This window comes from Paracoccus solventivorans (genome assembly GCF_900142875.1).
Classification (GTDB): Bacteria; Pseudomonadota; Alphaproteobacteria; order Rhodobacterales; family Rhodobacteraceae; genus Paracoccus; species Paracoccus solventivorans.
In genome coordinates this window covers 343,121-365,146 of record NZ_FRCK01000003.1, presented here as the reverse complement: position 1 = coordinate 365,146, position 22,026 = coordinate 343,121, and the positions used below count along the sequence as shown (strand labels likewise).

The window sequence follows — 22,026 nt, the reverse complement described above, 5'->3', positions numbered from 1 at the left end:
GACAGGATCTGCCCGATATACGGGGAAAGGGTTGCAGCCGTCCGATGCGTCAGCCCGGCTGCTCGAAAAGTCCCCGCGCAATCGAGCGGTTGATCTCGATCAGCGCGTCCGCATCGCCGCTGCCGTCCAGCACCCGGCCGGTTTCGCGTTCCACGAATTGCGCCAGGGACAGAAGCTGCGCGCGCAGCGCCTGCGGCAGCCCGTTGCCGTTGCCGGCCAGGTCCTGCGCCGCGGCCCGCCAGAAACGGCGGTTTTCGTGGACCGCAGCCGCCAGCAGCGCAAAGCCGCCTTTGCCACGTTCGGACGCCTGGATCATGCCCGCGGCAAGGCGCGAGAGGATAAGCGCCTCGGCCCGGCGGGGGTCGGAATCGGCCAGGGCGGTTGCCGCGTAGCCGACGGGAACCTGTGCGTTCAAATCCGGTCCTTTCGATGGAATGGGGACGAGGTCGGGGGTTCCGGGGCCCCGAAGGGCCCCGGATCAGCTCATCAGCCGCGGAACAGCGACAGCAGGGTCTGCGGCGCCTGGTTGGCAATCGACAGCGACTGCGTTGCCAGCTGCTGCTGGACCTGCAGCGCCTGCAGGCGCGCCGAGGCCTCCTCCATGTCGGCGTCGACCAACGCGCCGATGCCCGAGGTCATCGCGTCCGACAGCTTCTTGACGAAATCCGACTGGATCTCGATCCGCTTGGCGACCGAGCCGAAGTTGGCGGCAGCGGTGATCGAGGTCTGAAGCTGGGTCTCGATCCCCGCCAGTGCCGTGGCCGCGCCGGCTGCGGTGCTGACGTCGTAGGCCGCCACCGCCGTCTGCACCGCGGTCAGGTTCTGGGGGGTGATCGCGATGCTGGCGGTGGTCACCGTCCCGTCCGAGGCTCGGTCGAGCGAAGCCAGGACGTTCACCGCCGCGGTCTCGCTGTTGTTGACCAGATTCAGGCCGTTGAACTGCGCGGCGCTGATGATCGAGCCGATTTCCGTGGCCATCGCGGTCAGATCCGTCTGGATCTTGGTGCGATCGACGTTTTCTTCCTGCGCCGAGATGATCAGCTGCTTCATCTCTTTCAGCAGGTCGGTCACCGACTCGGACGCGGCACGCGCCACGCCGACGGTCGACTGCCCCAGGGCCAGGCTGTCGCCGACGGACTTGAAGCTGTCGACATCGGCCTCCATCGTCTTGGTGATCGCCCAGACGGCGGCATTGTCCTTGGCGGAAGCGATCGATTTGCCGGTCGAGATCTCGTCCTGGGTCTTGGCCAGGTTCGAGTTGATGCCGCGAAGGGTCTGCAGCGCAACCATTGCGCTGTTGTTGGTCAGAATGCTGGACATTATATCCTCCGGTATTTCCGGGCTAGTTATATCCACCCGGGTTTCATGGGTTTCGGCCTTTCTGACCAGCGGGAATTACCCGGCGTCAACTTGACGCAATCACCTTTTACGGCGGTGGCCCCTAAGGAATAGTGAATTTCCGCCTCGGTGCCAAAGCCGGAATCCGGCGCATTTTATCAAAATCGCTGCGCGCGGGCGGGAAGGCCGGTGCTGACCCGCTGCCGCCCGGCCCGGTCATATACGTCCAGCCCGCCCAGCACGGCCGACAATTCGCGCAGCCAGTCGCGCGAGGCGTCAAGCCCGTCTGCCGCGGCCGCGGCCAGCCCCTTCAACCGCTCGAGTTCGCGGGCGCAATCGGCGCGGGTCTCCGGCTCAAGGGGTTCGCGCTCGACGCGAGCCCGGAATCGCTCGAGCAGCCTTTCGCAAGCGGCCGAATCACCGGCAAGCATGGCTTGGCAGGCCGCGTCCAGAATCCGGATCGGATCGGTCATGGCGTCACCTCCAGCCGCGAATCGAGCCGCAGGTCGATCCGTGCCGCGATCGCCGCGGCGTGCTGTTCGACCAGGAACGACGCGAATTGCGATTCGCCCGCCCCGCCGTGGAAGGGCGTTCCGCTTTGGTCCGGCATGGCGATCTTCAGCATCTCGGTCAGGAATGCCGTCTCCAGCCGGTCGCCGCTGGAGGGCGCAGGCGGCAGCGGCCTGGGAGTCATCATCTGGATCTTCACCGAAACACCTCCGATTAAATTGCTGTGCTTTGTCCAATATCGGACGGCGGTAAATATTTGGTAACGAGAAGCGGATAAAACAGAGGAAAGTGATTCTCAAAGGGCGAGCCATGCCGGCACTCAATATCCCTGCTCAAATGACTGCGCCCCGGCCGGGGATGGTGACGGGACGGGAACCGGCGCGGGATCGCGGCGGCGCCGATTTCGGGGAATGGATGGCACGAACAGCAACTGGCGGCAGGCATCAGGCGGCCACGGCAGCCGGGGAATCCGGCGCCGCCGCGGCGTCGAGGTTCCAGAAGGATCCTGCCGATTCGCCCGCTCTGCACGACGCAGCGGAAGACGAGGCGGGCGAAATCTCGACGGCTGGGACCGACGCGCCGCAGGAGGAGGGTGTTCTTCTCGAAACCGACATCCTCCCGGCGGCGCCGATTGCTGTGCCCGAGACGCCATCCCCGCTGCCCGGTCCGCCTCAATGGACTCTGCCACCGGCGGAAGCGCCGTTGGCCCAGACAGAGCCGCGGGCCGTTTCATCTGCGGAAGTGACCGAGGGGGAAGGCGATCTGGTCACATCAAGATCGAATCCGGCGCCCGCTTCCCATGAGCTCGCCACGTTGCGCGCTTCCGGCGCCGCCGGAACGGCGCCTGGCAGTCTGGATACCGGGAAAGCCGCGCCCGATCCGGCCGACGCGGCGAAATTCGCGGAAATCACCGCGCCAGAGGCGCCGCCGCACGATGCCCCCGACAGCACCACGCCGGAGGCCACAGGCACGGCAGGCACGGCAGCGCCTCGAGATGCGGCGGGCCAGGCGTCCCAGGCGACGGCCGATCCGGACATGCCCGGGGCACTGGCGGCACCGCTTGCGCGCGACACCGCCGCTGCCTCGGCGGACCAGTCCCTTACGTTCCGCCTGCCGCCGCTGGCCGAACCCTACCGGCAGATCGCCGACGCCATCGTGCGCACCAGCTCGGGACAGGTCGAGATCACGCTCGATCCGATCGAGTTGGGGCGGGTGACGGTGCTGCTGGGCGAGGACGGAAACCCCGGCCGCCTGGCGCTGCTGGTCGAGCGCCCCGAGACGCTCGAGCTGATTCGCCGCCACAGCGACCAGCTGCTGCGGGATCTGCGGGAAAACGGGATGCCCGACGCTTGGCTCGAGGATCTGCGGCAGGACGACTCCGCCAACCAGCGCGACAATCCGCCGCAGACGTCCGGTCAACCTGAGGGCGAAAGCCCCAGTGCCATTCAACCCCTACTTGCAGCCGAGACGGCGCGGCCGGTTGCGCTCGGGCAACTCAATATTCGCTTTTAGGAAAGCCCCATGACCAGTTCCATCGCTGCAACCACCCCAAGTATCCTCGCCGCCACGCCTAACGCGGGGAAGGATGCCACTACGCAGGCGGCCAGCTTCGCCGGCGGCGATTTCCAGACCTTTCTCAAGATGCTGACCACGCAGATAAAGCATCAGGACCCGCTGAACCCGATGGAGGGCTCGGACTTCGCCGTCCAGCTCGCGACGTTTTCGGGGGTCGAGCAGCAGGTCAGGACGAACCAGCTGCTGGAGCAATTGGCGGGCGAGCGCAGCGGGGGCTTGGCCGCGCTTGCCGACTGGATCGGCCGGGAGGTGCGGACCACCGCCCCGGTTGCCTTCGACGGCACCCCGATCACCCTCGACATCCAGCCGGATCAGGGCGCGGACCGGGTCGAGCTGGTCACGCTCGACCCTCGCGGCCGCGAGATCATGCGCGAGGACATCGGCTTGGGCAGCGGCGAGATCGACTGGATGGGACGGACCGAGGACGGGCCGCTGCCCGCCGGAACCTACAGCTTCAAGCTGGTGAGCTATCGCGGCGACGAGATTCTGGCGACCGGTGCGGTCGGTGCCTTCACCCGTGTCACCGGCGCCGAGCTGACGACGGAAGGGGCCCGGCTGTCCCTGCACGGCGGCGCAACCGCACTGGAGAGCGAGGTGACGGCCTTACGCGAGTTGCGATGATGCCCCGGGCGCGCGGCGTAATGAGATTCAGAAGTTGCGTGCCTGATATGGAAACCCGATGTCTTACCGCTACAAGAACCCGTAAAGAAAGGAAAAAATTCCAGCAAATCCATTCTATCCACCCCCGCATCGACCGCCGGTTCAACAATTTTACGCACCGTCCATCCCGTCTGGACGCGCGGCTGCCCTTGCAGAACCGTTGTCGGTGTCTATAACCCCGGGCGATTTGGACACCGCGATCGCCAGGGGACCCCATGCCGAAGAGAACCGATATTTCCTCGATCCTCATCATCGGCGCCGGACCCATCGTCATCGGACAGGCCTGCGAGTTCGATTATTCCGGCGCCCAGGCCTGCAAGGCGCTGCGCGAGGAAGGTTACCGGGTCATCCTGGTCAACTCGAACCCGGCAACGATCATGACCGATCCGGGGATGGCCGATGCGACCTATATCGAGCCGATCACCCCGGAAGTCGTCGAAAAGATCATCGCGACCGAGCGGCCCGACGCGCTGCTGCCGACCATGGGCGGCCAGACCGCGCTGAACACCGCGCTGGCGCTGGACGACATGGGCGTGCTTAAGAAATACGGGGTCGAGATGATCGGCGCCCAGCGTGCCGCCATCGAAAAGGCCGAGGACCGCGCCCAGTTCCGCGACGCGATGGAGCGGATCGGGCTGGAGAACCCGCGCGCCACCATCATCACCGCCCCCAAGGCCGCCAGCGGCAAGTTTGACATCAACGCCGGCGTCGCCCTGGCCATGGAAAAGCTGGACGAGATCGGGCTGCCGGCCATCATCCGCCCCGCCTTTACCCTGGGCGGCACCGGCGGCGGCGTCGCCTATAACCGCGACGACTATCGCGCCATCGTGCGGTCCGGGCTCGACGCCAGCCCTGTCGCACAGGTGCTGATCGACGAAAGCCTGCTCGGCTGGAAAGAGTTCGAGATGGAGGTCGTCCGCGACAAGGCCGACAACGCCATCATCATCTGCTCGATCGAGAATATCGACCCGATGGGGGTCCACACCGGCGATTCGATCACCGTCGCCCCCGCGCTGACGCTGAGCGACCGCGAATACCAGCGGATGCGCAGCGCCTCGATCGCGGTTCTGCGCGAGATCGGGGTCGAGACCGGCGGCTCGAACGTGCAGTTCGCGGTGGACCCGGCGACCGGCCGCATGGTGGTGATCGAGATGAACCCGCGGGTCAGTCGCTCGTCGGCGCTCGCCTCCAAGGCGACGGGGTTCCCGATCGCCAAGATCGCCGCGAAACTCGCGGTCGGCTATACGCTGGACGAGCTCGACAACGACATCACCCGGGTGACCCCGGCCAGTTTCGAGCCCTCGATCGACTATGTGGTGACCAAGATCCCGCGTTTCGCCTTCGAGAAGTTCCCCGGCTCCAAGCCCGACCTGACCACGGCGATGAAATCGGTGGGCGAGGTGATGGCGATCGGCCGCAGCTTCCACGAATCGCTGCAAAAGGCGCTGTGCTCGATGGAAAGCGGGCTGACGGGCCTGGACGAGATCGAGATCGAGGGCGCGGCCGAGCAGGGAAAACCCGCCTATATCAAGGCGTTGTCGCGTCAGACCCCCGACCGGCTGCGCGTCATCGCCCAGTCCATGCGCGACGGGCTGACCGACGAGGACATTCAGCGCGTCACCAGTTTCGACCCCTGGCTCCTGGCCCGCATCCGCGAGATCGTCGAGGCCGAGGCCGGGATCCGCGCCTCGGGCCTGCCCACGGACGCCGCCGGGCTGCGCCGGATCAAGATGATGGGGTTCTCGGACGCGCGCATCGCCGCGCTGACCGGGCGCAGCGAAACCGACATCCGCCGGGCCCGCCGCGCCACCGGCGTGCTGCCGGTATTCAAGCGCATCGACACCTGCGCCGCCGAGTTCGAGGCGCAGACCCCCTATATGTATTCGACCTACGAGGCCCCGGCGATGGGCGAGGTCGAGGACGAGGCCCGGCCCTCGGACCGCAAGAAGGTGGTGATCCTCGGCGGCGGTCCCAACCGCATCGGCCAGGGGATCGAGTTCGATTACTGCTGCTGCCACGCCTGTTTCGCGCTGACCGACGTCGGCTATGAAACCATCATGGTGAACTGCAACCCGGAAACCGTGTCGACCGACTACGACACCTCGGACCGGCTGTATTTCGAGCCGCTGACCCTGGAACATGTGCTGGAAATCCTGCGGGTCGAACGGGAAAACGGCACGCTGCACGGGGTGATCGTGCAGTTCGGCGGGCAGACGCCGCTGAAACTCGCCAATGCGCTCGAGGCCGAGGGGATCCCGATCCTGGGCACCTCGCCCGACGCCATCGACCTGGCCGAGGACCGCGAGCGCTTCCAGAAGCTGCTGCAGGATCTGGGGCTGAAACAGCCGGTCAACGGCATCGCCTCGAGCCCCGAACAGGCGCGCGAAATCGCTGCGCAGGTCGGCTTCCCGCTGGTCATCCGCCCCTCTTACGTGCTGGGCGGCCGCGCGATGGAGATCGTGCGCGACATGGACCACCTGAACCGCTACATCACCACCGCGGTGCAGGTTTCCGGCAAGAACCCGGTGCTGCTGGACAGCTACCTGTCGGGCGCGATCGAGGTCGACGTGGACGCGCTCTGCGACGGCAACAACGTCCATGTCGCCGGAATCATGGAACATATCGAGGAAGCCGGCGTCCATTCCGGCGACAGCGCCTGTTCCCTGCCCCCCCATACGCTTAGCGCCGCGACGCTTAAGGAGCTGAAGTCCCAGACCGAAAAGATGGCGCGGGCGCTGAACGTGGTCGGGCTGATGAACGTGCAGTTCGCGATCAAGAACGGCGATATCTACGTGCTCGAGGTGAACCCGCGCGCCTCGCGCACCGTGCCCTTCGTGGCCAAGGCCACCGACAGCGCCATCGCCTCGATCGCCGCGCGGCTGATGGCGGGTGAGCCGCTGTCGGCTTTCCCGACCCGCGCCCCCTACCCCGCCGGGCTCGGCCCCGACGATCCGCTGCCCTTCGCCGACCCGCTGACCCTGGCCGACCCGGTGACGCCGTGGTTCTCGGTCAAGGAAGCGGTGCTGCCCTTTGCCCGTTTCCCCGGCGTCGACACGCTGCTGGGCCCGGAAATGCGCTCGACCGGCGAGGTGATGGGCTGGGACCGCAACTTCCCGCGCGCCTTCCTCAAGGCGCAGATGGGCGCCGGCACGCATCTGCCCGAATCGGGGCGGGTGTTCCTGTCGATCAAGGACGACGACAAGACGCCCGAGATGGCCGCCGCCGCCCGCGATCTGGTCGAGATGGGCTTCACCCTGATCGCCACCCAAGGCACGGCCGAGTTCCTGCGCGCCGCGGGGGTCGAGGCCGAGTTGGTCAACAAGGTCTATGAGGGCCGGCCGAACATCGTCGACCGGCTCAAGAACGGCGACGTGGCGATGGTGCTGAACACCACCGAGGGCGCGCAAGCGATCGCCGATTCGCGCGACATCCGCTCGGTCGCGCTGTACGATCGGATCCCGTATTTCACCACTGCGGCCGGCTCGATTGCGGCGGTCGCGGCGATCCGGTCCCGGGAAGAGGGCGAGGTCGGGGTGCGCACCCTGCAGGGCTGAGCCGCGCGGCAAGTGGAATAACGCATGAGTTTCAACAGCTTCGGCCGCATCTTCACCTTCACCACCTGGGGCGAAAGCCACGGGCCGGCGCTGGGGGTGACGGTGGACGGCTGCCCGCCCGGCGTCGCGCTGGATGAGAGCTTGATCCAGCCCTTCCTCGACCGCCGGCGGCCGGGGCAGTCCCGCATGACCACCCAGCGGCAAGAGCCGGACCAGGTGCGCATCCTGTCGGGGGTGTTTCAGGGGCGGACCACCGGCACCCCGATCCAGCTGATGATCGAGAACACCGACCAGCGCTCGCGCGATTACGGCGACATCGCGCAGGCGTTCCGACCGGGCCACGCCGACATCGCCTATCACCTGAAATACGGCATCCGCGACTATCGCGGCGGCGGGCGGTCGAGCGCGCGGGAAACCGCGGCCCGGGTCGCGGCCGGGGCGGTGGCCCGCGCGGTGCTGGCGGAACTGGCGCCGGGGCTGTCGATCCTGGGCTATATGGTGCAGATGGGCGAGCTGACGCTCGACCGCAGCCGCTTCGACGCGGCCGAGATCGAGCGCAACGATTTCTTCCTGCCCGATGCCGCTGCGGTCGCGGAATGGGCCGAGTATCTGTCCCGGATCCGCAAAGAGCAGGATAGCATCGGCGCCGCGGTCGAGGTGCTGATCCGCGGCTGCCCCCCGGGGCTGGGGGCGCCGGTCTATGCCAAGCTCGACACCGATCTTGCCGCCGCGATGATGTCGATCAACGCGGTCAAGGGGGTCGAGGTCGGCGAGGGGATGGCGGCGGCGGCGCTGCGCGGCACCGACAATGCCGACGAAATCCGCATGGGGGTAGAGGGGCCGCAGTTCCTGTCGAACCACGCCGGCGGCATCCTGGGCGGCATCTCGACCGGGCAGGACATCGTGGTGCGGTTCGCGGTCAAGCCGACCAGCTCGATCCTGACCCCGCGCCGCACCATCGACGCCGCGGGGCGCGAGATCGACCTGGTGACCAAGGGGCGCCACGACCCTTGCGTCGGCATCCGCGCGGTGCCGGTGGCCGAGGCGATGGCGGCCTGCGTCATCCTTGACCAGCTGCTGCTCGACCGCGCGCAGACCGGCGGCCGGCGCGGGGTGATCGGCCCGGGCTCAGGCGGCGAGCCGGTCTGATACCACCACAAAGGGCGCGATCGTCACCGATTCGCCCTCGAAGATGCAGAGCGATCCCGGCGGCACCTCGGACCAGTCGAGTTCGTCGCTTTCCAGCGGCTCGGATACCACCGCCCAGCCGTGGCGCGTTTCCGACCAGCGGTAGTAAAGCGTCGGCGCCTGGTCGTCCGTGGCATAGCGCGCCGCGTAAAGCCGCACCCCGTCGGAAAAGGCGCAGGTCAGCCGCACATGCGGCGCGGTTCCACGCTGCCGGGCCAGCGCCTCGAACCGGGCGGTGGCGCGGGCCAGCGCCCCGCCGGGTTCCTGCGCCAGCCCCTCGCCGAGCGCGCACAGGAACAGCGCCTCGCTGTCGGTGGCGCCCTTGCGGTGGCCATAGGCATCGTCGGGGATCAGCAGCTCGGCCGAGCGGCGCCAGGAATCATAGCCGCCGAACTGCCCGTTGTGCATGAAGCACCAGCGGCCGACCGCAAACGGGTGGCAGTTGTTGCGGCTGGTCGCGGTGCCGGTCGAGGCGCGGACATGCGCCATGAACAGATGCGATTTCACCGTCGCGGTCAGGCTGCGGAGGTTCGGGTCGGACCAGGCCGGCATCACGTCGCGGTAAAGCCCCGGTTCCTCGCGGTCGCCGTACCAGGCAAGGCCGAAGCCGTCGGCGTTGACCGAGGTGGCGCAGCGCGTGGCGCCGTGGCTTTGCCGCACCAGCGAATGCCCCGGCCGGCTGACGATATCTTCCAGATAGATCGGCCTGCCCAGATAGGCCGCCCAGCGACACATTTCCCTGCCCCTCTTGCCGGTTTTTCCGAAATCTAGCAGGCAAGCGCCCGGATTTCATCCGTTTTTCGCCGCGGGACGCCGGCAGGAAAGGACACATCTGCGCGATGGGGCGGATCACTCCGCCCCCCCCCCGAGGCCGCGGTCAGGCCGCGTCCGCGATTGTCCGCTCGACCGCCTCGACCGCCTTGTCCAGCGCCGCGAGTGAGGGGGCGCCGCCCTGCGCCCGGTCGGGACGGCCGCCGCCACCCTTGCCGCCAAGCGCCGCAACCGCAGCCTGGACCAGCGTCACCGCGCTGATCCGCTGCGACAGCTCGGGCGTCACCGCGGCGGCGACCGTGGCCTTGCCGTTGTCCTCGGTCATCACCACCACCGCACCATTGGCCAGACCGGCGCGCATCTGGTCGGCCAGCGCCCCCAGCTCCTTGCCGGACACCCCGTCGACGCGCCGCGCAATCAGCTGCACGCCGGCGATCTCCTTGGGCGCGGCCTCGGCACCGCCCCCCATCGCGAGCTGGCGCTTGAGTTGGGCGATCTCGTTCTGCATCGCCTTGCGGTCGTCGATCAGCGCCTTGACCCGCGGCACCACATCGCCGGCCTGCGCCTTCAGCATCCCCGCGATCTCGGTCAGTTGCCGCTCGATATCGCGCAGATGCGCCAGCGCCGGCTCTCCGGTCAGCGCCTCGATCCGCCGCACCCCCGCCGCCGAGGCGCTGTCGCCCAGCAGCACAAAGGCGCCGATATCGCCGGTGCGGCCGACATGGGTGCCGCCGCAGAGCTCGATCGAATAGATGTCGCGATTAGCGCCCTTGCCCGAGCCCTCGCGCCGGCCCATCGAGACCACCCGCACCTCGTCGCCGTATTTCTCGCCGAACAGCGCCTGCGCACCCATCTCGCGGGCATCATCGGGCGCCATCACCCGCGTCTCGACCGGAGCGTTCTGGCGGATGATCGCGTTGACCTCGGCCTCGACCGCGGCCAGCTCCTCGGCGGTCAGCGCCTTGCCGTGGCTGAAGTCGAAGCGCAGTCGGTCGGCGGCGTTGAGGCTGCCCTTCTGGACCACATGCTCGCCCAGCGTACCGCGCAGCGCCTCGTTCAGCAGGTGGGTCGCCGAATGGTTGGCCTGGATCGCGCTGCGCCGGGCGCTGTCGACCGACAGCGCCGCACCCTGGCCACGTTCCAGACGGCCCAGGGTGACTTCGGCCACGTGGATGAAAAGATTGCCGGATTTCCGCGTGTCGGTGACCCGCGCCGCGCCGGTTTCGGTCTTGATCAGCCCGGTATCGCCGACCTGGCCGCCGCTTTCTGCATAGAAAGGGGACTGGTTCAGCACGATCTGGACCTTGTCACCTTCGGCCGCGGCCTCGGTCTCGGTCCCGTCGATGACCAGCGCGAGGATGGCACCCTCGGCCTGCTCGGTGTCATAGCCGAGGAACTCGGTCGCCCCGAAGCGGTCGGCCAGGTCGAACCAGATCGCCGCGTCGCGGGTTTCGCCCGAGCCGGCCCAAGCGGCGCGCGCCTTGGCCTTCTGCTCGGCCATGGCGGCGTCGAAGCCCGCGACCTCGACCGCGCGGCCCTGCTCGCGCAGCGCGTCCTGGGTCAGGTCGAGCGGGAAACCATAGGTGTCGTAGAGCTTGAACGCGGTCTCGCCCGGAAGATCGGCGCCCTCGGGCAGGCGCGAGAGCTCGTCCGAAAGCAGCCGCAGCCCGCGGTCGAGGGTCTGGCGGAAGCGGGTCTCCTCGCCGCGCAGGGTCTCCTCGATCAGGGGCTGGGCCTGCACGAGTTCGGGGTAGGCCGCGCCCATCTGCCGGACCAGCGCCGGCACCAGCCGGTGCATCAGCGGGTCCTGCGCACCCAGCATATGCGCGTGGCGCATGGCGCGGCGCATGATGCGGCGCAGCACATAGCCGCGGCCCTCGTTCGAGGGCATCACCCCGTCCGCGATCAGGAAGCTGGTCGAGCGCAGATGGTCGGCGATGACCCGGTGATGCACCTTGCCCGGCCCGTCGGGATCCGCACTGGTCGCATTGGCCGAGGCCTCGATCAGCGCCCGCATCAGGTCGGTGTCGTAGTTGTCGTGCTTGCCCTGCAGCAGCGCCCCGATGCGTTCCAGGCCCATGCCGGTGTCGATCGAGGGGTTCGGCAGCGGCTTCATCGAGCCGTCCTCGAACTGCTCGAACTGCATGAACACCAGGTTCCAGATCTCGATGAAGCGGTCGCCATCCTCGTCCGCGCTGCCGGGCGGGCCGCCCCAGACCCCGGGGCCGTGGTCATAGAAGATCTCGGTGCAGGGGCCGCAGGGGCCGGTCGGACCCATCTGCCAGAAATTGTCGCTGGTGGGGATGCGGATGATCCGCTCGTCGGGCAGCCCGGCGACCTTCCTCCAGATCTCGGCAGCCTCGTCGTCGGTGTGGTAGACGGTGACCAGCAGCTTGTCCGCCGGGATGCCGAATTCCCTGGTCAGCAGCTCCCAGGCATAGGGGATCGCCTGGTCCTTGAAATAATCGCCAAAGCTGAAATTGCCCAGCATTTCAAAGAAGGTGTGGTGGCGGGCGGTATAGCCGACATTGTCCAGGTCGTTGTGCTTGCCGCCGGCGCGCACGCATTTCTGCGCGGTGGTCGCGCGGGTATAGTCGCGATGTTCCAGCCCGGTGAACAGGTTCTTGAACTGCACCATCCCCGAGTTGGTGAACATCAGCGTCGGGTCGTTGCGCGGCACCAGCGGCGAGCTGGCCACCCGCCGGTGGCCGTTCCGGTCGAAAAAGTCGAGAAAGGTCGAGCGGATGTCGTTCAGACTGGCCATGGGGGTGTTCCTGCGGGAAATGCTGCCGGGCAGAGATAGCCGCGCCCGCCCCGTCTGTCCAGAATGGGACGGGCGGCAGCCGGGCTTTCCCGGCCGGCTTTGCGGCCCGGGGGACCAGCCCGACGGGGCCGATCCCGGGGCGGCGCCGATCAATCCTCGGTCAGCGCGCCGTCCTCCTCCGTGCCGGCGGCGAAATCCAGGCCGTGGCTGGCGCGGATCCGGTCCTCGATCGCATGAGCGACCTCCGGGCGGTCGCGCAGGAACTGCTTGGCATTCTCGCGCCCCTGGCCGATGCGCTCGTCGCCATAGGAGTACCAGGCGCCAGATTTTTCCACGACCCCGGCCTTGACCCCCAGGTCGATCAGCTCGCCCACCTTGGAAATCCCCTCGCCATACATGATATCGAACTCGACCTGCTTGAACGGCGGGGCGACCTTGTTCTTGACCACCTTGACCTTGGTGGTGTTGCCGACCACCTCATCGCGGTCCTTGATCGAACCGATGCGGCGGATATCCAGCCGCACCGAGGCGTAGAATTTCAACGCGTTGCCGCCGGTGGTGGTTTCCGGGTTGCCGAACATCACCCCGATCTTCATGCGGATCTGGTTGATGAAGATCACCATGCAGTTCGAGCGGCCGATGGAGGCGGTCAGCTTGCGCATCGCCTGGCTCATCAGCCGGGCCTGGCTGCCCATCTGCATGTCGCCCATGTCGCCTTCGATTTCCGACTTGGGCGTCAGCGCCGCGACCGAATCGACCACCACCAGGCTGACCGCGCCCGAACGCACCAGCGTATCGACGATTTCCAGCGCCTGCTCGCCGGTGTCGGGCTGGGAGATCAGCAACTCGTCCAGGTTCACGCCCAGCTTGCGGGCATATTGCGGGTCCAGCGCGTGCTCGGCGTCGACAAAGGCGCAGACGCCGCCTTTCTTCTGCTCTTCCGCCACCACATGCAGCGTCAGCGTGGTCTTGCCCGAGCTTTCCGGCCCGAAGATCTCGATGATGCGGCCCTTGGGCAGCCCGCCGATTCCCAGCGCGATGTCCAGCCCCAGCGAGCCGGTCGAGGTCGCCTCGATCTCGGCCACAGGGTTGTCGGCCCCGAGCTTCATGATCGAGCCCTTGCCGAACTGCCGTTCGATCTGCGCCAGTGCGCTGTCGAGCGCCTTTTGCCGGTCCGCGCTGCGTTTGTCGTCCATTTTCAGAATGCTCGCCCCAGACATTTCTTTCACCTTATTGCGCGGCATCGCCCGGCACAACGATGGCCGGAGACAATCGCATGTTCTTCAACTGTTCTATCCCTGTTTGCCCTGCTGCGCCAGTCCTCGCAAGTGCCATCCCGGGATTTGCATAGAGGACAGAAGTTAACAAACCGTTGACCGGCTTGCGGCAGGACGCCGGTGCGGCCATCTTGCGCCCCATGCCAGCGATTTGCCCCCCATGACCCCCGCCGCCCGCGCCGCCGCCGCCATCGAGATTCTGGACGCGATCAACGCCGGCGCCCCGGCCGAGGCGCAGCTGACCCGCTGGGCCCGCGCCAGCCGCTTTGCCGGCTCGGGCGACCGGGCGGCGGTGCGCGACCTGGTGTATGCGACCCTGCGCCGCCGCCGCAGCCGAGCGGCGCTGGGGGGCGGCGACAGCGGCCGGGCGCTGATCCTGGGGGCGCTGCGCGAGGCGGGGGTGGACCCCGCCACGATCTTCGACGGCACCGGCCACGGCCCCGCCCCGCTGACCGTAGAGGAAAGCGTTGCTGGCCGCCCCCCGACTGCTGCCGAGGCGCTGGACCTACCCGATTGGATTTCTCAGCGATTTCAGCATGATTTTGGCGAAAACTTCCCACAGATCGCCGCGACGTTGCGCGAGCGGGCGCCGGTCTGGCTGCGCGCCAATCTCGCCCGCGCGACCGCAGCTCAGGCACAGTCGGCGCTGGCCCGGGACGGGATCGAAACCGCCATCGATCCCCGCTGCGACACCGCGCTTTGCGTGACCGCGGGCGAGCGGCGGCTGCAAGCCTCGGCCGCCTGGCGCGAGGGGCTGGTCGAGCTGCAGGACTTGTCGCCGCAGATCGCCTGCGCGGCGCTGGAGCTGACGCCAGGGACGCGCGTGCTTGATCTTTGCGCGGGCGGGGGCGGCAAGGCGCTGGCGCTGGCCGCCCGCGGCGCGCAGGTCACCGCCTGGGACGCAGCGCCGGCGCGGATGCGCGACCTGCCCCGGCGGGCCGAGCGGGCCGGGGCGAGGATCACGCTGGCCGATCCCTCGGGGCCGCAGGGGCTCTATGATCTGGTGGTCGCGGATGTGCCCTGTTCGGGCTCGGGGACCTGGCGGCGCACGCCAGATGCGAAATGGCGGTTGACCCCCGAGAATCTTGTCGCGCTGGAACGCACGCAGGCAGCGATCCTGACCCGGGCCGCGACTCATGTCCGTACGGGCGGCCGGCTGGCCTATATGACCTGCTCGCTGCTACGGTCCGAAAACGAGGCGCAGGTGGCGGATTTCCTGTCCGCGCACCCGGATTTCCGGTTGGAAACCAGTCGGCGGATGTCGCCGCTGACGGAAAGCGACGGATTTTTCCTCGCGGTGCTCAGGCGTTAATCCCCGCTTAACGCCTCGTCCGCTATGCTGGGGCGAATCGAGGGACGAGGCCGGGATGAAGGACAACGCACTGCTGCTTTCCCGCGGGCTGGCGGCCGTGCCCCTGCTGGTGCTGCCGATGGCCTTGGGTGCCTTGTGGCTGGCGCTGCAACCGCAGGCGGTGCCGCCGCGAGTACTGATCATCGGGGGCGCGGTAGCGGTGGCTTGGTATCTGCTGGCCGGGCTGATGGTCGGGCAGCAGCTGGTGCAGCATGCGCGCACCCGCCGGCAGCTGCGCGCCTCGCGGCAAATGCTGGCCGAACAGCCCGGTTGCGCCTGGATCGTCGATGCTGAGGGCGCGATCCGCGCCCAGTCTCCGCAAGCCGAACAGCTGCATGACCTGACGGGGCGCGATGTGGCGGTCCTCCTGTCCCGCCATCGCGCCAGCCCGGCCACCACGGCGCAGAAACTGCTGCTGCGGCTCGCGGACGGGCGGCCGTGCGAGCTGCCGCTGGCCGACGGCACCCGCCTGCTGGCCCGCCGCATTCCGGGAACCGGGCTGCAACTATGGCGGATCGAGGCGCCGGTCCCTGCCCCGCCGCCAGCGGCACCGGCAGCCGCGGACCCGCCGACAAACCCCGGCTATCAGGACCTGCCGATCGCGATTCTCGAGTTCGACCCCGAGGGCCGGGTGATCGAGGCGAACCCGGCCGCAGAGGCGCTGCTGGGCCCGGTCCAGCCCGGCAGCCCCCTGGGGACGCTGATCGACGGGCTGGGACGCCCGCTCGACGACTGGATCGCCGAGGCGCACGAAGGCCGCGACAATGGCCGCGCCGAGGTGCTTCAGACCCGCGGCGAGGTCGAGCGCAACCTGCAAGTCAGCCTGGTCGCGACCGCGGATCCCGGGCGGATGGTGGCGGTGCTGACCGATGTCAGCGCGCTGAAATCGCTCGAGGCGCAGTTCACCCAAAGCCAGAAGATGCAGGCCATTGGCCAGCTTGCCGGCGGAATCGCGCATGATTTCAACAATCTGCTGACCGCGATCAGCGGGCATTGCGACCTTCTGATGGCGCAGCGCGACCATGCCGACCCCGATTACGCCGACCTGCACCAGATCTCGCAGAACGCCAACCGCGCGGCGGCGCTGGTCCGGCAGCTGCTGGCGTTTTCGCGCAAGCAGACGCTGACCCCGGAACTCATCGACCTGCGCGATTCCCTGTCGGATCTCAGCCATCTGCTCAACCGGCTGGTCGGGGAACGGACGGTGGTGACGGTCACCCACGACCCGGCGCTGCGGCCGATCCGGGCCGATGCACGGCAGCTCGAGCAGGTGCTGATGAACCTGGTGGTCAACGCCCGCGATGCCATGCCGGGCGGCGGCGAGATCGCGATCCGCACCGAAAACGTCACCCTCGACTCGGGGCTGACCCTCGAGCGGGTGAATATCCCCAAGGGGGAATATGTCCGGATCACCGTCACCGACGAAGGCAGCGGCATTCCCGCCGAGATCTTCGACAAGATCTTCGACCCGTTCTTCACCACCAAGAAACAGGGCGAGGGCACCGGGCTGGGCCTGTCCACCGCCTATGGCATCGTCAAGCAGACCGGCGGCTATATCTTCTGCCACAGCGTCCTGGGCGAGGGCACCAGATTCACCCTGTATTTCCCCGCCCAACGCCCGCGCCCCGCCGCGCCCGCCCGCCGCCAGGCCGCGGCGGTCGACGATCTGCCCGACGACCGCCGCCGCACCATCCTGCTGGTCGAGGACGAGGCCCCGGTCCGCGCCTTTGCCAGCCGGGCGCTGCGGCTGCACGGCTACGAGGTGATCGAGGCCGACAGCGGCGAGCGCGCGCTCGAGATCCTCGCCGACCCGGCGCTGGCGGTGGACCTGTTCGTCACCGATGTGGTGATGCCGGGACTGGACGGCCCGAGCTGGGTTCGCGAGGCGCTGCGCAAGCGCATGAACACCCCGGTGATCTTCATGTCCGGCTATATGGAGACGCCTCCCGGCGCCGGCAGCGAGACGTTTCCGGGGGCGGTGTTTCTGGCCAAGCCGTTCTCGCTTTCCGAGCTGGCCACGACCGTCGCCGGCCATCTGGCGGCAGGACTGGGACGGAGCGCGGGCGGCAGTCCGGGCGCCTGACGGCGCTGGCTGCGCGGCCCTCGCCACGCTGGACAGAGAACATTGCGCGGCCTAGGAACGGTTTCTGGCACGGTGCTGCTTCGGGCGCGTTGCCGGCATCGACGCTGCGTTGCTTTGGATACCGGCCCCGACATGACCTCCGCCCGCAAGACCGTGTTGATGCTTGTGGCGGTGCTGTTCACCGTGGCCCTGGGTCTCGGCATGACCGCGGCGACCATGCGGCTGGAAAACCGCGCCGCCGCCATCCGCTTCGAGCGGCTGGCCGATTCCGTCGCCAACCGCATCCACCAGCGGATGGTCCAGCATCTGGCGCTGCTGCGCGCCACCCGCAGTCATTTCGATGCCAGCGAGCAGCCGGTCTCGGTCACCGAGTTCCGCCGCTTCGTCGACGGGCTGGCGCTGCAGCGCGACTACAGCGGCATCCAGGGCATCGGCTACGCCGCCCTCACCCCGGTCGGCGACAGCGGCCGCGCCAGTGCCCGGATCACCCAGGTCCAGGGGATGCCGATCGAGGTCCATCCCCGCAGCGACCAGAACCTGATCGGGCCCATCGCGCTGCTGGAACCCATGGACGCGCGCAACAGCGCCGCCATCGGCTATGACATGTTTTCCGAGCCGGTCCGGCAAGAGGCGATCACCGCCGCGCTGGCCAGCGGAGAGCCGCACGCCACCGGCCCCGTCCAGCTGGTGCAGGAGATCACTGCCGAGAAACAGGCCGGCTTCCTGATCTATACCCCGACGCGCGAAGGGCTTTTCCAGCATTTCCCGGCCCGGGAGCAGGGCGGGCTCGTCTATGCCGCCTTCCGCGCCGGGGACCTGCATCACGCGGTGCTCGAGACTTTTCCCGACCCTCCGGTGCTGCTGCGCACCATCGACCGGGCGGCGCCTGAGCAGCCGCTGTTCGACAACCACCCCGCCGGGCTGCCCGAGTGGCTGACCCGCCACAGCGTCCAGCGCGAATTCGACATCGCCGGGCGCAGCTGGCAGGTGACCCTGACCCCGCGGGCCGAGTTCCTGGGGGCAGACGACCGCCGGGCCAGCGCCATCGTCGGGGCACTGTCGGCGCTGCTGGTGCTGGCGGTGGTCGCGGCGGTGCTGACGCTGTTCCGGGCGCTGGCCGAGACCGAACGCAGCGCCCGCCAGTCGGCGCAGCAGGCCGAGGAACGCGCCCTGCTGCTGCGCGAGATGCAGCACCGCATCAAGAATCACCTGGCGCGGATCCAGGCGATCGCCCGGCAGACCGCCCGTTCGACCGCGGATCTGGAAGAGTTCGAGCAGGTGTTCGGCGCGCGGCTGTCCGCGATGGCCAAGGCGCAGGACGCCGTGACCCGCGGCCAGCGCGATTCGGCCGATCTGCGCGAGCTGCTGCAGGGCGAGATCGGCAGCATCGCCCGGAAAAGCCCGGCAGGCGGCATCCTGTCCGGCCCCGAGGTGCAGCTGGACGGGCGCGAGGCGCAGGCGGTGGGGCTGGTGGTCTATGAGCTGGGCACCAACGCCATGAAACACGGGGCCGGCAGCTCGGGCCCGGTGGTGCAGTGGCGGGTCGAGCCGCGCGAAAACCGCCGCTGGCTGGTGCTGGACTGGTTCGAGGCCGGCGCCACCCTCTGCCCCGATTCCGCCGAGGCCCCCGCGGGCGGCTTCGGTTCGCAGCTGATCGAGGCGCTGGTCGAGGGCGATCTCGAGGGGCGGTTCACCCGCGACTTCGACAGCTCGGGGATGAGGATCGCCATCGAGTTTCCGCTGTCGCTGGCCTGAGCGGCGTCCGCCACACTAAAGCTCATCCAGCATTCCGGCCGGAATCTCGGACGGAAGTTCGGGCGGCTCGGCCTCGCGCCGGCCGAACAGCGCCCCGCGCGCTCCGCCCAGCAGCGGCCCCCGCCCCTGCGCCACCACCGCCAGCGACGCCGGGGTGCCGGTCCGGGTCGAGCCCAGCGGCGCGCCCAGCAGCGTCAGCCGCTCGCGCGCGCGGGCGACCTTTTCGGGCGCGACCGGGGCGGCGAGGGCAAAGCTGTTGTAGGTTTCGGGCGCGTCCGCCAGCCCCTCGAACCCGCGCGCCCGCAGCCCGGCGCGCAGCTGGTCGAACCGCGCCAGATAGCGCGTCGCATGGACCGGGGTGCGCGAATGGAACGCCCCGGCCGCCAGCCGCCAGTCGCCCAACTCGGCATGAAGCTCGCGCACGAAACGCGCGGCATAGCGGGCGTTTTCCAGCGGGTCGAACATCGCCACCAGCGAGGGGAAATTGGCGCCGTGCCAGCGGTAGTTCAGCTGGAAACAGCCGATGTCAAGGTTCAGCCGCCCGGCCTCGACCCGATCTTCGGCAAAGGCCAGCGCCTCGGCCGGGTCGTCGAACCAGCTGCCGGCGCCCTCGGCATTCACGCTCCACGCCCAGGGGCGAACGAGGCCGCCACGCCGGCGCCCGGTTTCGGTCAGGGTCAGCGCGCCCATGATGTCAGGCGGCACCCCGGTTTCCGCAGCGGCGGTCAGCGCTGCCCATTCGCAGACCGCGGCCGGCTGGTCGGCGGGGGCGCCCGACGCCCATGCCGGGCCGGCCAGCGCGCCGCAGACCACCCAAAGCAATGCGACCAGCCGCATGGTTTCCCCCGTCAAGACAAGGGGGACGCTAGCAGCCGCTGCCTAAGATTCGGTTAAGTTCAGCCGAAAAGCTCGTGGCAGAAGTTCAGACCGTCGACCAGCGCATCGACCTCGGCCCTTGTGTTGTACATCGCAAAGCTGGCGCGTGCCGAGGCCGCCAGCCCGTAATGCTGCATCAAGGGCATGGCGCAATGCGTCCCCGCCCGCACCGCAATGCCGCGCTGGTCGAGGATCGTGGCGATGTCATGGGCGTGCGCGCCTTGCATCGTCATCGAGAAGATCGCCCCCTTGTCCGGCGCATTCCCCTGGATATTCAGCCAGTTGAGCGCGCCCAGCCGTTCGTTGGCATAGTCGCGCAGCCCGGCCTCATGCGCGGCGATGTTCTCCATCCCCAGCGCCATCAGATAATCCAGCGCCGCTCCCAGCCCGATCTGGTTGACGATGCCGGGGGTGCCGGCCTCGAACCGCAGAGGCGGGTCGGCATAGCTGACCGCATCGCGCGAGACCTCGCGGATCATGTCGCCGCCGCCCAGGAACGGCCGCATCTCGGCCTGGCGCTCGGGCCGGATCCAGATCGCACCGGACCCCGAGGGGCCGTAAAGCTTGTGCCCTGTGATCACATAGAAATCGCAGCCCAGCGCCTGCACGTCGACCGGCATGTGCACCGCCGCCTGGCTGCCGTCGACCAGCACCGGCACGTCGGTGCCGCGCGCGATGGCGCCGACGTCGACCACGGTGCCGGTCACGTTCGACATATGGGTGATGGCGATCAGCCTGGTGCGCGGGCCCACCGCCTCCAGCACCTTGTCGGCGGGCAGGCTGCCGTCGGGATCGGGCTCGACCCAGCGCAGCACCACCCCCTGGCGTTCGCGCAGGAAATGCCAGGGCACGATATTGGCGTGGTGCTCCAGCACCGACAGCAGGATTTCATCCCCCGGTTGCAGCCGCGGCGCCGCCCAGGCATAGCTGACCAGGTTGATCCCCTCGGTCGAGCCGCTGGTGAACACGATCTCGTTTTCGTCGCGCGCGCCCAGAAAGCGGGCGATGATGCCGCGCACGGCCTCATACCGGTCGGTGGCGAGGTTGGACAGATAGTGCAACCCCCTGTGAACGTTGGCGTATTCCCCCGCATAGGCGCGCGAGACCGCGTCGATCACCACCTGCGGCTTTTGCGCGCTGGCGCCGCTGTCCAGATAGACCAGTGGCCGCCCGTGCACCTGCGTGGACAGGATCGGGAAATCCGCGCGGACCTTGTCGATGTCGAAGCTCATGCCGGACCCCCGGGAAAAAGGTTGAGGGTGGCGGCAAGGACCGACAGCAGGAAGCTGGCCAGCATCACCGTGCCCAGAATCCCCATCACCACCAACAGCGGGTTGCGAAAACCATGGACGGCCATGGTCAGGCCGACCATCAGATAGGCGGCCAGCAGCAGCGAGGCGATGCCGACCAGCGCGCCCAGCGGGGGCAGGATCAGCGTCGCCAGCAGCTGCACGACCTGAAAGGCGACCATGATCGCCTCGATCCAGCCGACCGCCAGCAGCGCGTCGGGAAACCGCCCGGTGCCGCCGAAGACGCGGCCGACCTCGGACAGCAGGAACGCGCCCAGCGCCGCCGAGGCCACCTGGACCCCCGCCATCGACATGGGCGACGCCGCCAGCACCGCCAGCAGCCCGGCCTCGCCCCCGCTCGCCGGCAGCAGCTGCGCCCCCAGCCAGGACAGGATCGCCGAGGCGGCCGCGGTCGCGAACACCAGCCCCCAGCGGTCGGCGAGGGTCCAGTTACGGGCCGCCAGCACCAGCCACCCGCCCAGCGGGTTGCGGATCGTCAGCCTTATCAGTTCGAACATGCCGCCTGCCTTCATGCCGCCCGCCGTCATGCGGGCCGTCTGGTGCCCGAGAGTTCCCGCAATCCCGCGATCCAGAACAGCAGGAACGCCGCCCCGGCCAGAATGTTCACCACCGTCACGGCCGGGCCGGGCCCGACGAACCCTTGCACCAGCCCTTGCAGCAGCATCACCGGCACCGCCGCCGCCAGCGCCCAGATCAGCGCCAGCCGGGACTGCCGCCCGTCGAGTCTGGCGCCCAGCAGCCGGGCGGCGCCCTGCGCCAGCCAGGCCAGCGCCAGGACCAGCAGCGGCATCAGGAACATCGTGGCCAGCAGCGCGCCGCCCAGCCGCGCCTGCAGCGGCACGGACGGATCCAGCGCCGCTGCCCGCGCATGCGCCGGCCATTGCGCGACGAAATACAGCGCCATCGTGCCGATCAGCAGCGCCAGCAGCGCCGGTTCCGACATCAGCGCCACCTCCCGCACCGCGCGGCCGGGCGCGCGCCAGGTCAGCAGGATGCGGGGGATCAGCCCCATGG

Annotated in this window: 18 protein-coding genes; 7 read left to right on the top strand and 11 right to left on the bottom strand. The window is 68.6% G+C overall.

Annotated features, from left to right (window positions below):
- Window positions 1-49: 49 nt before the first annotated feature.
- From flaF to BUB57_RS07470, 4 genes are all read right to left on the bottom strand, one after another.
- Window positions 50-415 carry a flagellar biosynthesis regulator FlaF gene (gene flaF, locus BUB57_RS07485; RefSeq protein WP_073064536.1) on the bottom strand — a complete coding sequence of 122 codons (366 nt, stop codon included), beginning with the start codon at window positions 413-415 and terminating at the stop codon, window positions 50-52.
- Window positions 416-486: 71 nt separating this feature from the next.
- The gene (locus BUB57_RS07480) at window positions 487-1,320 is read right to left on the bottom strand and encodes a flagellin N-terminal helical domain-containing protein (protein WP_073064535.1); all 834 of its coding nucleotides are present in this window, start codon (window positions 1,318-1,320) and stop codon (window positions 487-489) included.
- Between the two features lie 176 nt (window positions 1,321-1,496).
- Window positions 1,497-1,811: a hypothetical protein gene (locus tag BUB57_RS07475; RefSeq protein ID WP_073064534.1), complete on the bottom strand. Its 315-nt coding sequence runs from the start codon at window positions 1,809-1,811 to the stop codon at window positions 1,497-1,499.
- The gene (locus BUB57_RS07470; protein WP_234952010.1) at window positions 1,808-2,035 is read right to left on the bottom strand and encodes a hypothetical protein; all 228 of its coding nucleotides are present in this window, start codon (window positions 2,033-2,035) and stop codon (window positions 1,808-1,810) included. Before BUB57_RS07470 ends, BUB57_RS07475 begins: the two co-directional genes overlap by 4 nt.
- 122 nt (window positions 2,036-2,157) lie before the next feature.
- On the opposite strand from BUB57_RS07470, the gene BUB57_RS16280 reads away from it, so the two are divergent.
- From BUB57_RS16280 to aroC, 4 genes are all read left to right on the top strand, one after another.
- Window positions 2,158-3,360, top strand: a complete 1,203-nt coding sequence (locus BUB57_RS16280) for a flagellar hook-length control protein FliK (RefSeq protein ID WP_084732021.1) — start codon at window positions 2,158-2,160, stop codon at window positions 3,358-3,360.
- A gap of 9 nt (window positions 3,361-3,369) precedes the next feature.
- Window positions 3,370-4,044, top strand: a complete 675-nt coding sequence (locus BUB57_RS07460) for a flagellar hook capping FlgD N-terminal domain-containing protein (RefSeq protein WP_073064532.1) — start codon at window positions 3,370-3,372, stop codon at window positions 4,042-4,044.
- A 254-nt stretch (window positions 4,045-4,298) separates the two neighbouring features.
- Window positions 4,299-7,637, top strand: a complete 3,339-nt coding sequence (gene carB, locus BUB57_RS07455; protein ID WP_073064531.1) for a carbamoyl-phosphate synthase large subunit — start codon at window positions 4,299-4,301, stop codon at window positions 7,635-7,637.
- Window positions 7,638-7,661: 24 nt separating this feature from the next.
- On the top strand, window positions 7,662-8,786 hold the full coding sequence (gene aroC / locus BUB57_RS07450) for a chorismate synthase (protein WP_073064529.1): 1,125 nt from the start codon (window positions 7,662-7,664) through the stop codon (window positions 8,784-8,786).
- Here aroC and BUB57_RS07445 read toward each other — a convergent pair.
- The 3 genes from BUB57_RS07445 to recA all read right to left on the bottom strand — a co-directional run bounded on the left by BUB57_RS07445 (window position 8,766) and on the right by recA (window position 13,580).
- A complete protein-coding gene (locus BUB57_RS07445; RefSeq protein WP_073064526.1) occupies window positions 8,766-9,560 on the bottom strand; it encodes a class II glutamine amidotransferase in 795 nt (264 codons plus the stop codon). The genes aroC and BUB57_RS07445 overlap by 21 nt on opposite strands.
- Window positions 9,561-9,702: 142 nt before the next feature.
- Window positions 9,703-12,360 carry an alanine--tRNA ligase gene (alaS, locus tag BUB57_RS07440; RefSeq protein ID WP_073064523.1) on the bottom strand — a complete coding sequence of 886 codons (2,658 nt, stop codon included), beginning with the start codon at window positions 12,358-12,360 and terminating at the stop codon, window positions 9,703-9,705.
- Between the two features lie 149 nt (window positions 12,361-12,509).
- Window positions 12,510-13,580 (bottom strand): recombinase RecA, encoded by a 1,071-nt coding sequence (gene recA / locus BUB57_RS07435; protein WP_073064826.1) that lies wholly within the window; start codon window positions 13,578-13,580, stop codon window positions 12,510-12,512.
- Between the two features lie 217 nt (window positions 13,581-13,797).
- Between recA and BUB57_RS07430 the strand changes: the two genes are divergently transcribed.
- From BUB57_RS07430 to BUB57_RS07420, 3 genes are all read left to right on the top strand, one after another.
- A complete protein-coding gene (locus BUB57_RS07430) occupies window positions 13,798-14,949 on the top strand; it encodes an RsmB/NOP family class I SAM-dependent RNA methyltransferase (RefSeq protein ID WP_073064520.1) in 1,152 nt (383 codons plus the stop codon).
- Between the two features lie 55 nt (window positions 14,950-15,004).
- A complete protein-coding gene (locus BUB57_RS07425) occupies window positions 15,005-17,071 on the top strand; it encodes an ATP-binding protein (protein WP_073064516.1) in 2,067 nt (688 codons plus the stop codon).
- Window positions 17,072-17,203: 132 nt separating this feature from the next.
- Complete coding sequence (locus BUB57_RS07420; RefSeq protein WP_143159653.1) at window positions 17,204-18,826, top strand: CHASE domain-containing protein; 1,623 nt, start codon at window positions 17,204-17,206, stop codon at window positions 18,824-18,826.
- A 15-nt stretch (window positions 18,827-18,841) separates the two neighbouring features.
- Here BUB57_RS07420 and BUB57_RS07415 read toward each other — a convergent pair whose 3' ends face one another.
- From BUB57_RS07415 to BUB57_RS07400, 4 genes are read right to left on the bottom strand one after another with little or no spacing between them, the layout of a single operon-like run.
- The gene (locus BUB57_RS07415; RefSeq protein WP_073064511.1) at window positions 18,842-19,663 is read right to left on the bottom strand and encodes a lysozyme family protein; all 822 of its coding nucleotides are present in this window, start codon (window positions 19,661-19,663) and stop codon (window positions 18,842-18,844) included.
- Window positions 19,664-19,722: 59 nt separating this feature from the next.
- Window positions 19,723-20,934, bottom strand: a complete 1,212-nt coding sequence (locus BUB57_RS07410; RefSeq protein ID WP_073064508.1) for a cysteine desulfurase — start codon at window positions 20,932-20,934, stop codon at window positions 19,723-19,725.
- Window positions 20,931-21,509 carry a Yip1 family protein gene (locus BUB57_RS07405; protein WP_159435565.1) on the bottom strand — a complete coding sequence of 193 codons (579 nt, stop codon included), beginning with the start codon at window positions 21,507-21,509 and terminating at the stop codon, window positions 20,931-20,933. The genes BUB57_RS07410 and BUB57_RS07405 overlap by 4 nt, the downstream gene beginning before the upstream one ends.
- Before the next feature lie 26 nt (window positions 21,510-21,535).
- Window positions 21,536-22,024: a hypothetical protein gene (locus BUB57_RS07400; RefSeq protein WP_073064502.1), complete on the bottom strand. Its 489-nt coding sequence runs from the start codon at window positions 22,022-22,024 to the stop codon at window positions 21,536-21,538.
- Window positions 22,025-22,026 lie beyond the last annotated feature (2 nt).